Origin of the sequence: Bacillus cereus group sp. BfR-BA-01309, from assembly GCF_022664315.1 — a bacterium.
Classification (GTDB): Bacteria; Bacillota; Bacilli; order Bacillales; family Bacillaceae_G; genus Bacillus_A; species Bacillus_A mobilis.
Genome location: NZ_JAKUHE010000013.1, coordinates 1 through 11,930, shown reverse-complemented (window position 1 = coordinate 11,930; position 11,930 = coordinate 1). Strand labels below are relative to the sequence as shown.

Below are 11,930 nucleotides of genomic sequence, written 5' to 3'. Positions count from 1 at the left end.
AAGTAGACTTATATCATTTATATAGATATTTCTTATAAAGAAAGGGTGAATGAGTTGTTTGTTTTTGATGGGAAAATTACTGTTAACCCAAGGGTTTTATTAATTAAATTTAAATGAAATCATTAAAGGAGGAATTTGTAATGATGGGTGAAACGTTTAAAAATTTATTAATAAGCTTAGCGAGTCTAATATTTGGGTTAAGTGCTATATATTTAATAATTAAGTATACTTTTAAACTAACAGTAGAAAAAGCTCTACCTAATTTAATAGGTTACGCTAGCTTATACTTGCCAGGGGCCATTACATTTGGCTTAGTTGGATATTTCTCAAATTCGTGGATTTTTGGAATTGTAATGGGTGTTATTGTTGAAGCGATTCGATTTTATGGATTGGGAAGAATATTAAATCAAATTTCTTCTTCGTTAAGGGAGATGAAAGTGAGATTAGCTATAGCAAGAGCAAATAAGAAAGCAAACGCTAAAAATAAATCATCAGAAGTAATCAAAGCTGCTTCAGGTAATTTGGAGAAAGAGGATATTAAACAGGAACAACCAGTAATTGAGTTGCAAAAAGGTATAGTGGAAATTCCTAAAAGTGAGGAACCAGAAATTATTGATGATGCAGATGAAGTAGGGGATTTAGAAGAGATGGAAGGACTAGAACGTGTTGCAGTACTTGAACAAATGCAAATGGTACCCGAAAATAAAGATGAAGTGTTAAATGATAATACAGTAAAACGTGAGCGTAAACAAGCAGAAAGTACGCCAGATACCCAGAAAATCTATGAACAGTTGCAAAGGGTGTTAGTTGGTAGAAATTCAGAAAAGAAAAATGAAGAAATTAGTTTTGATTAAAAAGAGCTATCATCATTTCTGAACTGTACCCTATAAAATGGGCAGTTTAATAAAAAATCTCTAAAAGATCAAGCACTTAAAAGGTGGTTCCAATATTCGATCGGAACCATCTTTTTTAATGTCAACTGATAACGATTATAATTACACTCCTCCATATAATCCTTTATGTTGAGCTCAAGGGATTCAAAGGTTTGACAATCTTTATAACCTAATTCATCTTTCATATGACCAAACAAGGATTCCATTTGTGCATTGTCTGAACAATTGCCCCTACGGGATATAGATTGTCTGATACCTATTTCTCTTACACGTTTCTGAAATTCAGGGTGTGTATAATGAATACCTTGGTCTGAATGTAGAAGCGCTTCAGGATGAATGACTTCTCCTAATCTCTCTTTCAATTTATCTAATGTTTGATAGACGATATTTATTCGTAAAGAGGGGGAGACATGATAGGCTAAAATCTTTCGTGTTGTCTTTTACACAGGATAAATAAGCCTTTTTTCCTTTTACATAAAATAAATAGGTAATATTCGTTAACATACTTTTTCAGGCTCTTCTTGATTGAATTGGCGTTTTAAAAGTTTCGGACATGTTTTATGTTCTTGTGTCGCTTTTGCGATGTATTTATAAGGATTCGCTCAGCGAATCTTTGTCACAAGGTTATATTTACGCATAATTTAAGAAAGAGTATTTTTACAGAAATGGGTTCCAAGAAAGAGATCAAGTTTTTAAGGCCATTAGAAGATATATGAGGTATTGAAATAACAAACGATTCCCCACAAATTAAACAACCTTAGTCCTGTTGAATTTGAAACTAAGGCTGTTTAATGAAGAGAAACTGAATCTTGTACTGTCTACTAAGATGGATAAGATTCCAGTAATGCAACACGGTTTAAGTATTTGATTTTTAAAGGTCTGTTTATTAAATTATTCATTTTAGAGTGTACAGTTCAATCAGGCCATTTCCTTTTGTATGTTTATTTACTTTCAATCACAGAAATTAACTGATGAAGCTGTTCTTGGTTAATTGCATTTTTACTTTTTCGACCCATTATTTCAATTATTTTTGAAAGGCTTTCCCTTATTTCCATTGGATGTTGATCTTTTACATGTTTTATTTGCAGCTCATATTCCCTTAAGGATTTTAGAATTGGTTTAATATGATAGCTTTTAAGCTGAGCTGGTGTTGGAAGATTTTTGATTTGTTTAAAAATCTCTACTAATCTAGGCTCTATAGCATAAGAAACCTTTTCTTGCTCATTGAAATTAGTTGTGTTTTTTTGGCCTTCTATTACTTTAAATAGGCTATCAACTTGTCCACCTGGAATTTTTGTTTTTATAATCATTTCATATAATTGTTTACCGAGATGCTCGTCTGTAATTCCAAGCTGAGAAGCCTGCTGGAACCAGTGAAGCGAACGCGGAAAGTTCTGTTTAGTGCCCTTACCAAGGAAGTAGCATTTTGATAATTCAAGCATCGCTTTACGATTCCCAACCAGCGCTGCTTTTTCGAAAAGTCTAAATGCTTGATCTTCTTTTATTCCGTATATTTGATAAATACCAGCAAGTGTCACACAAGCGGGAGTAAAACCTGCTTGTGCAAGTCCTTCTAGCATAGCATTTGCTATGTTCTTTCGGTTTGAATCAAAACAGATGCAGGCTGTGACATATCTCCCCAGTTCGGTACTGTTGTCGTTTTCATATGAAAATTTTTGTATAATACCAGGGAACTTAATCACATGGAAATAATCTAATGCAAAGGCAAGACCGATTGCTTCAGGTGTTTCAGAGTGCTCCAAAAATTTTTTTGCTTGATTTTGATTCATTCTATTTGTTAAGCCTGCTGCGATGGCCATCTCTAGCAACGCATTCTCTTGTAAATGAATTTTATTATATAAATCAGTCATCCAACTATGCCATTCACATGTTTGCCCTGATTTGTACGTTTCCCTTGGTTCGTGTTTTTTCAAAAGTTCAACAATATCTGGATGATTTGTTTCATTAATAGGGTGCTTTTGGGAATTACTTTTTATAATAGATAAGCAAGCTGGTACCTGTAAAAATAGCCTAACAAGTTCTACATGGGATGTTCTAGCCGCTAGATGAAGTGGGGTCTCACCGTTTAAATTCTGACGATTCACATTGGCTCCAAAGGAAATAAGAAGCTCAGCTCCTTTTACATCTCCATGTAGAGTGCATACATGGAGCAATCCATTCCCTTTGTCATCTCCAATATTGATTTGATGTCCCTCTAGTAGCCAATTCTCAAGTGAATCATAGTCTTGTTCTTTTAAGTGTTTTATTGCTTGTTCAAACAGCTTTTTTGAAGGGATAGATAAAATTTTCGATACAGAATAGTGTTTAGCTTCCTTCGCTTTTACTGACGGTGTTTTTTGATAGATATCCTTTAAGGATGGATCAGCCCCAAAAGAGAGAAGCAACTGAACAATTTTTTCATTACCACGATGAGCGGCATGAAACAGTGGAGACCATTTATCCTTATCAATGATATTCGGATTAGCCCCATAATTTAGTAATAAACGAACGATTTCCTCCGATTGCGCCCAGGTTGCAGCCATGAGGGGTGTCATTCCATCTGTTGCGGCTTGTACATTCGTATTTGCTCCATGTTCAAGTAAAATTCTCACAATATTAGAATCATTAAGAGTTGCCGCTGTATGTAGTGGGGGGGAAATGTCATTTTTTTGCTCTTCAAAGAATCGTTCCATGTCTTCTTTTATATAAGTACGAAGCTCGTTCGCTGACTTTTTCATAATAAAATAATTTAACTTCATAAGATAAACCTCCTAGTTATTCCATTAATTTTAGTACCTGTGTATGTCGATCATAATTGTTCCGGCGTTTAAAGAATGATTCGGCAAGTTTTAATAAGCGAGAATCGTATTGTTGCTTATCTAAGGCCTGAATAAAGCATTCTTCCAATAAATTTTCATGATGTCCTCGCTCAAACCTTAGTGCTGCTTCAATATAATTACCGTGTCGCATACATAGCATCCCACTTCCATGGTATTGTTTTTTTCGATCAAAAGAGCGAACTTTATATAAGTCACGCTTCTTAGCATAACTTTTCCCTTGATCAGAGGTAATTCCGGTTTCAAATGCAGCTTTATCAAGTATCTTCGCAATTTTTTCGAATTGTCCAAGATGATCAAATGCAGCTACTGCCTGCTCATAAGCCTTGCTGCTGTAAAATAAATCCCCAGCTTCTTCAAACTCTCCCTGTTCTAAGCAGAGTTGTGCTTTTGCTAATTTTTGCAGATGCAATAAATGCTCATCTAAAGGTGAGAACCTGGCTATATGCCCCAAGCATTCGAGAAATCGTTCATATTGTCTCTCACCATAGAAATGTTTTGCATTCTTAGACCATGTTTCTTCGTTATTTGATAGCAGTGCCCTTCGCTCGGATAATATTTGGCTGACTTTTTGTTTTTCTAGAAATGAGAGAGGTTTTAGGTCCTTATTCGTCCAAAAAAATCCCATATCTAGTTCTAAAATATATACATTGGAAAGCGTACGAGTTAAAGATACATACATTTTACGAATTTCGGAAAGGATGAATTGTTTCTCTTCTTCGCTGGTTGTATTCCCTTGTTGAAGCAGTCGTTTCCACTCCGAGGTAGAATAACTTGAGAGTGACCATAACCAAACCTCATGAAACTCCAGTCCCTTAGCTTCATGAGGAAGTAGGACGAAGGGAGGAGACAGTGCTTGTTCCTGAAAAAGCGCTTTAACTCTTAATTCTGCCTTTTTATCAGGAACGATAATTACAGAATCCCCTGAGGCTTGTCGATATAATTCACTGATTATGGAAGAATCTTCACCACGGATGAAAACTGCTTCGTTTCCAGAAAGAGGAGCGTGGACCTGATCTACATGATATTCTTTAATTCCTAATTTTCTAGGAATGCAAAATAGAGACTCCCCAAGCTTGGCAATAGGTCTCGGATTTCGAAAGTTAACGGCCAGGTTATATTGGGATATATTTTTAATATCAAAAGTCAATCTAAGGTACTGCTTTAACCCTTTCCAAGTAAACTGACTCTCAGTAATTGTTTGCTTTTCATCACCAACAAACAAAAAGGCACCCCTACGATTATGTTTTAATAACTGAAGGGATAGGTGTATTTTTGCCTGATGAAAATCTTGAACTTCGTCACAAACAATAAAGTCATATTTAGGAAGATCATCTTGCTGCAGCGCATGAAAGATAAGATCGTTTATATCGTAAAATCCCTTTGTTAACTTTAATTTTTTATACCAATCAAATATTTGCCATGCTACTGCACGGTTCTGATAAAAAAGGGGAGCTTCATACCTTGGTAAGGCTAGGTATTGATCCTTTGTTAAATATCGATGTTGAGGAATGGCAAAAGTACCAATAACGGATATAAGCTCCTGATAAACAAGAGAAGAATGATATTTCTTCGCTTCATGATGCCCACGTTGAAATAAGGAAAATTCAGCATAAAAGCTGTACTGATCAAGTAAGCGATAATATTCATCGAATTTATAGGGAGCTATAATTGATTCAAAAGAACAAAAGTCCACTGCTTTAATTAATTTCTCTTCATGATCACGTCCGCGGCATAAATAAAGAAACTGGGTTTGGATCTCTTGAACGAGTTTTTGATTTTCTGTTATATATAATAGTTTAGGATTTTCCTCGTATTGGATTAGTTGTTCGGCCTCAAGTAGTAATCGATAAACGGAGATACTTGATTTTCCGCTTCCAGCTCCACCAGATAATAAAAGAGGAAGTGGCTGGTGAAGCACCTGCTCTTGTTCAATGACAAGTTTTAGTTTAAGAGATAAAGAGGACAAATCCTCAGTCTCTAGCATTCGAACTAAATCATCTTCATCTATCACATGTACCTTGTCTGTCGTAAACGAAGCATACAAGCTATAAATCTCATCTTGGGGGATATCCATTTCTGCCATAGACTTTTCTTCTAATAACACAGAGTCATGATCTGAAAAGATAGTCTTTCTTGCTTTAAGGTTCACTTCATCATGGACTATGTACACGTATTGTATGTATAATTCCTGGCCATTTCTCGTAAAAAGCATCCGATCGCCTGAATTTAACCGAGCCTCATACAAGTCATTGATGCCCTGTAGTTTTTTAACGCGGGTTCCCCCCTGCCAGTGGCCCTGTTGTAATCGACTTAATGTATCAATCGCTTCTTTATAAGATCTTTCATTTTGTTCAGATAACTTAATAAGTTGCTTTTTTGATCGAGGAGTTATATAGATTTTGTACATGAGTATCCTCCTTGAACTGATAGATAGAGTATCTTTGTGAATCTTTATAAATAAAAAAAGAGATAGTTTCTCCATTATATGCTTATTGTATTTAATGAGTCTAGTATTATATGGATAAAAATAGGTGGGAATAGATCCGTTAGCTGGAATGTACTATGGAATTTAAAGGAGGCTAATATTTCTGGTTCTGGTGCAAAGATAAAATAAAAGAGAATATAACGCATATATTTCTAGCTGAATTGTGTTTTATGCTGTTAGTCCAAACAATTGATGGATGAATTTTTTCTGGTTTTGTACAGACTGATCCAGTAAATCAATCTGTTCTTTTTTAATCATATGTATGGCTTCCACTCCTGCAAAAATGGATGTAGCTGTGTGAAAAGACTTGAACCCTAACATAGAACGCACACGTTTCTTAATAAAACGATGATCTTGTTCCAATATATTATTGAGGTATTTAACTTGCTTTAGCTGTATGCCTTCAGACATATGTTTTTCTTCTTTTAGCGCTTGAATTGCTACAGGATAAGCAGGATTTTTATCTACTGTTATCACGCGAAGTTTAGAAACGTCCGAAAAAGCACTTGGCTGCTTGTTTATCTCTTGATTTACTTAGATAAAAATCAATGGTATTTCCTTCTGAATCAACGACAAGAAATAAATACATCCATTGATCTTTTACTTTAATATAAGTTTCATCGACTTTCCATGAATCACTTGTTGATTTAAGATGTTGTCTTACCTTTTCTTCTAATTGAGGCCTATATTGATTGATCCAACGCATAATAGTTGTGTACGCCATTGATAATCCTCTTTCCTTCATCATTTCCACCAGGTTACGGAAGCTCAGATTGTACCGTAGGTACCACCTTACTGTTAATAAGATTATTTTAGGCTGATAATGCTTCCATTTGAACAAATTTTTCTTTTCCACACCGATCAAGAACCTTTTTTAGAGTCATACTATACGTCTTTTATTTCTAGCGAATTGTTCTAAATATCCCACGTCATCACTTCATTGTATTGTGTCATCAGGAAATAGTTGGCGTACTTCCTATAAGGAAAATGGTGTATTCGGTTTAAGGGACACATGTAAGGAAAACTCAGGAAGAAAGTCAGAAAGAGAACTTACATTAGAAGAGAAATATGCACGTTTGGAAGCGGAACGAGACAACGCTATCCCATAGTCAAAAGTACCTATTAATTCGTTCTATTATTAAAAAATATCGCCTGAAAAATATGGTGAGATATTTGTATGAAATCGCCGGTGTTTTGCGTTTTGGATACTATAATTATTTTTCCACTACCTCTCAAAGTCAGCGAGAGAAAAGAATGCATCAAGATGAAATGGTGAAAGAGCTCATAGTAAAAGCATTTCAATTTAAAAACCGAAAGAGAGGAGTTCGTCAAATCAAAATGACATTGGCGGGTCAATTTCAAGTTGTCTACAATTTGAAACGCATCCGTAGAATCATGAAAAAATATGGGTTTATCTGTCCCCTTCGTAAAGCGAATCCCTACAAAAGAATGTTGAAAGCGACGAAAGAACCCTTCGTGGCATCCAATCAATTAAAACGCGAATTTTTAGTAAGCTAAATGTAAAGGTTAGAAGTATATGGCATGAAAAATAAATAAGAACGAATAAGTATCAATTTTTAGTAGCTTAATACAAAAGCTAACCGCTCGATTCATAGAATATGGTTAAGAAATGGGGTATCTGCAGGGGGGACAGAATGTTAAGTTTCATTAAAGAGGATGTCTTTTAGCAATTTATAGGGCTTTTGTGCGTCAACGAATTTACGTATATTATATCGCTATAAATAGAAATTCTTTGATGGTGTCCCTTTGAGAATAAAGATGTTGTTAGAGAACAACTGCGAGTTAAAATAAAGTTCGATAATTTGTAAAAAAATCCGATGAAAATATCTTTGTAGTGTAGTTATGTAAGTATAAGTGTGAGCATAATGTACAATTATTTCTACATTAAGTGCTTTTGATAGTTCTGGCGTAATACGATGTTATTTGCAATCGTTTTTGCTAGAATCACCAATTTTTTATAGGTTTAGGCAAGCTCTTATGTGAGATAACATAAGAGCTTGTTTGCATGTTCTACCTTTTTTTATGTACAATAAGAATTAAGAGATGATATAGACAGGGAGAGGAAATCCATGTCCACTAAATTAGTGAATTTACGCATTGATTTTGCTTTTAAACAGTTATTTGGAACGAAAGGAAATGAGGAAATTTTAACGGGTTTCTTAAATGCAATTCTAGAGGAATCTTTAGATGCACCTATTACATCACTACAACTAGACGATCCACATCTCCATAAATCTTATGAAGATGATAAATTATCAATTTTAGACCTATTAGCAACACTAGATAATGGGACGCAAGTAAATATCGAAATTCAACTTCGAAATACACATGATATGGTGAAGCGTTCTTTATATTACTGGAGTAAACTTTACACATCCCAAATGCAAGAAGGGATGCCATATCGTTCACTTCGGAAAACAATTACCATTAACTTACTAGACTTTATTTTATTTTCTCAGGAAGATGAATTTCATACCATCGGACAATTATGGAATACAAAAATGCAGCAATTATTAAGTGACGACATTGAAATCCATTTTGTAGAGATACCGAAATTGGTAAAACAATGGCGTGAAGAAAAAGTAAATCCGTGGGAAAATACATTTGTTCGTTGGATGTTATTATTACCAGCACATGAAGATGAACATTTAACTCAAACATTGGAGGAGATTGCGATGAATCAAGATCCAATTTTACAAAAGGCAATAAATAAATGGGAAAATATGAGCCATGATTCTTCTTTTAGAACAGCGTACGAAGCTCGAGAGAAATTGCTTTTAGATGAACAAGCTAAGTTAGCGCATGCAGAACAAGAGGGCAGGGAAAAAGGTATTGAGCAAGGTAAGATGCAGATGATTCGAGGAATGCATGAAATTGGTGTACCACTTGAAACTATTGCAAAAGCAAGTAAGTTGAGTGTGAAGGAAATAGAACGTATCTTAAATCTAAAATAAATATATGTGAGTATACAGAACTCATGAGTAGAAAAATTAGACGTTCATTATCATATACGGTTAATGGGAAAGCATTGCTGAAGATTTCAGCAGTGCTTTTTCTATATTATTTAAAGCAATTGACCTTTTCTAAAAAATCAATTGCCTTTTTACGATTTAAAAATATTTTAACTTTGTAATAAAGGAACCTAAATCATAACCTGTTTTTATTATAGCTATAGCTGAAATCACAGTTAATGGATATTTAATAAATGGATTGTTGAGGCGTTCCATTATGTTTTTCATGTTGTAAACCTCCATGGCATTATTTATATCTTTGTATTCATTATACTTAATATGCAGATTGATAGTAAGTGTGATGTAAAGAAAAACACTTAATTGAAGGAGAACTAAACAAAATAATGGATAACAAAACCTTCATTTTTATCATTCCTTCTATAAGTAATTAGAAGTCAGTATAGGATATAGAAACAGTTCTTAGTAAAGAAACTATTAGGCAATTGAAATAAGCCTCTACTTTCACCATATTTAGTTTAAGAATTAGATTGTCCGATTCTTTTGAAACATAACTATAATAATTCAATTTCAATATCATAAGCAACCCAATTATTATATAGAAATACAAATTCAATGACTTGAATTCAATGTTTTGTTACGCTATAAATAGCTTGATTTGTGTTTAACTTAAACATATTAAGAGTACTTAATAATTTTTAGGAGGCTTTTTTGAATGAATTTATGTAAGGCGAAAACCTGGTTACCATTATCTGCTGCAATGATTACAGTAGTATCAAATCCAGTAGGGACTGCGGCTTCAACGGTTTATACGGTTCAAAAAAATGATACCCTAGAAGCAATAAGTAAACAATATGAGGTATCAGTACAATCACTTAAACAAGAAAATAATAAAGCAAATGATCAAATTTATATTGGAGAATGTTTAACAATTCCGGTATCGTCAACTGCAAACAAATATGTTCAAAAAAATAATTCACCAGTTTCAATCAATACATATCAAGCAATTTACCAAGTGAAAAGTGGGGATACATTAAGTTCTATATCACAACAATATAAGGTTTCAATACAGTCAATAAAACAAAACAATAACGTAGACGAAAATCATATTTTTGTCGGTCAGCACTTAAAGATTGGTACTGGCATTTCATTACAAGAAGTGGACTTAATGGCTCGATTAGTAAACGCAGAAGCAGGAGGAGAACCGCATGCAGGAAAGGTTGCAGTTGCAAAGGTAGTATTAAATCGTGCTAACGCAAATGGTTTTCCAAATACAATTACAGGCGTAATTTATGAACCCATTAAAAATGGTTATGCATTTACTCCTGTTACAGACGGTAGAATTAATCAGCCTGCTACACAGGAAGCAAGAATGGCAGTAGAAGAGGCTCTCACTTCAAAAGGAACAAATTCTGATTGGCTTTATTTTTACAATCCCAAAACCTCGACTGATAAATGGATTACAACACGTCAAACCGTTGCACAAATTGGAAACCATCTGTTTGCAAAATAATAATAATATATTAGCGGAGTTTCCAATGAGATAAGGAGAGGTTATTTTTGCGTGTAATACATTCACTATTAGCGATATTAGCAGTTGTATTTTTAATTTGTGGTGCTATTATTCACGAGTATGTATTGGTGTTTTTGGTAGGGATTTGTTGCATGGTGATAGTAAGTTTTATAATTTCCAGTATACGTAATTGGAAAGAGAATAGAAAGCGTATTTCTATCGTGTATTTTACTTGTGTATTAATATTATTGCTATTAACACTATATCTTTTGTTTGTCACAGTTTATACATGTTCTTTGGAAATATGGTAGTTTTACATCTATATCAAAACCTCTCGGACAATGTTCTTTCTGTGGGTTTGAAATAAATCCACGATGTTTGTAAGAAAGACGCGAAGTTTTGAACAAAGTTGCGATGCTTTATCTCTTTGATTAAAGAATTTTAAATGCGTTTGGCTTGGATTCTTTTGCTTATTGTACAGTAAGTTTTCTATAAAACTTAGATTTTCAAACGACTTTATTGTTATTTTTTCGTTTGGTGAAATATTTTTTATCAAAAATTAAACAACTTTATTTTCATTCTACAGTAGATACTTCCATATGAGTATAATAGCAAAAGAGACTCTATAATGGAGTCTCTTTTGCTATAAGATATTTTTGACTCAAGTTTCATTTATTATATCTTTAAAATATAGTTTTATACCCTTAGCTTCGAATTCGTTTATTTCAAGGGGGGAGCGCAATCATCACATTTAACATTTATACTTAGCATGAAATTCTTTTATTTTACATCAATAATATCCATGAATTTAAGATTAATTCTGTTATAAAAAGCATCTGTACATAGTATAGAACAATTCAATGGATCAATATCAGTTACGGTCATATAGTTAGTAAGTAAATAGCCATCTTCGTAATATGTAATCAACACCTCTTCTTCGGATAGTAATGAGCATAATAACATGTTCTCGATAAGTTCTTTTTCTTCAGAAGTTAAGATTGGACGTGCTACTTTATTCTTTTCCTTAATAATCTCACGTATACCATCAAATTGTTCTGTCATTGCAGCAAATGGCGTCCATTTCACCATTCCTCTTCCCTTTGGCATATTAGCGTTGTATATCGATAGGTAAGTCTTTGAAGTTATCTCTAACTTTTCCCCCGATCCGCACGGTACGTGCCACTTTCACGGCATACCGCGGTCCACCTA

The 11,930-nt window shown here is 34.0% G+C and carries 8 protein-coding genes and 2 pseudogenes; 4 read left to right on the top strand and 6 right to left on the bottom strand.

Annotated elements, in window-relative coordinates:
* Nucleotides 1-140 precede the first annotated feature (140 nt).
* Entirely contained in the window at nt 141-854 is a 714-nt protein-coding gene (locus tag MR115_RS21920; protein ID WP_242242762.1) for a hypothetical protein, read from the top strand.
* 68 nt (nt 855-922) lie between these two features.
* Here the strand turns inward: MR115_RS21920 and MR115_RS30260 are convergent, their stop codons facing one another.
* The 4 genes and pseudogenes from MR115_RS30260 to MR115_RS21905 all read right to left on the bottom strand — a co-directional run bounded on the left by MR115_RS30260 (nt 923) and on the right by MR115_RS21905 (nt 7,074).
* On the bottom strand, nt 923-1,318 hold the full coding sequence (locus MR115_RS30260) for a transposase (protein ID WP_375337823.1): 396 nt from the start codon (nt 1,316-1,318) through the stop codon (nt 923-925).
* A gap of 516 nt (nt 1,319-1,834) precedes the next feature.
* A complete protein-coding gene (locus MR115_RS21915; protein WP_242242761.1) occupies nt 1,835-3,652 on the bottom strand; it encodes an ankyrin repeat domain-containing protein in 1,818 nt (605 codons plus the stop codon).
* Nucleotides 3,653-3,668: 16 nt separating this feature from the next.
* Nucleotides 3,669-6,140 (bottom strand): type II toxin-antitoxin system RelE family toxin, encoded by a 2,472-nt coding sequence (locus tag MR115_RS21910; protein WP_242242760.1) that lies wholly within the window; start codon nt 6,138-6,140, stop codon nt 3,669-3,671.
* A gap of 246 nt (nt 6,141-6,386) precedes the next feature.
* Nucleotides 6,387-7,074: pseudogene (locus MR115_RS21905) on the bottom strand (IS6 family transposase).
* Nucleotides 7,075-7,162: 88 nt separating this feature from the next.
* On the opposite strand from MR115_RS21905, the pseudogene MR115_RS21900 reads away from it, so the two are divergent.
* Nucleotides 7,163-7,724 (top strand): annotated as a pseudogene (locus MR115_RS21900) (IS3 family transposase); the annotation flags it as partial.
* Nucleotides 7,725-8,308: 584 nt separating this feature from the next.
* On the top strand, nt 8,309-9,193 hold the full coding sequence (locus tag MR115_RS21895) for an Rpn family recombination-promoting nuclease/putative transposase (protein WP_242242759.1): 885 nt from the start codon (nt 8,309-8,311) through the stop codon (nt 9,191-9,193).
* Between the two features lie 156 nt (nt 9,194-9,349).
* Here MR115_RS21895 and MR115_RS29880 read toward each other — a convergent pair whose 3' ends face one another.
* Nucleotides 9,350-9,478 (bottom strand): hypothetical protein, encoded by a 129-nt coding sequence (locus MR115_RS29880; protein WP_255864061.1) that lies wholly within the window; start codon nt 9,476-9,478, stop codon nt 9,350-9,352.
* A gap of 445 nt (nt 9,479-9,923) precedes the next feature.
* On the opposite strand from MR115_RS29880, the gene MR115_RS21890 reads away from it, so the two are divergent.
* Nucleotides 9,924-10,721, top strand: coding sequence for a LysM peptidoglycan-binding domain-containing protein (locus MR115_RS21890; RefSeq protein WP_242242758.1), 798 nt, complete (start codon nt 9,924-9,926; stop codon nt 10,719-10,721).
* Nucleotides 10,722-11,501: 780 nt separating this feature from the next.
* Here MR115_RS21890 and MR115_RS21885 read toward each other — a convergent pair.
* Complete coding sequence (locus MR115_RS21885; RefSeq protein ID WP_242242844.1) at nt 11,502-11,843, bottom strand: YolD-like family protein; 342 nt, start codon at nt 11,841-11,843, stop codon at nt 11,502-11,504.
* Nucleotides 11,844-11,930: the final 87 nt, after the last annotated feature.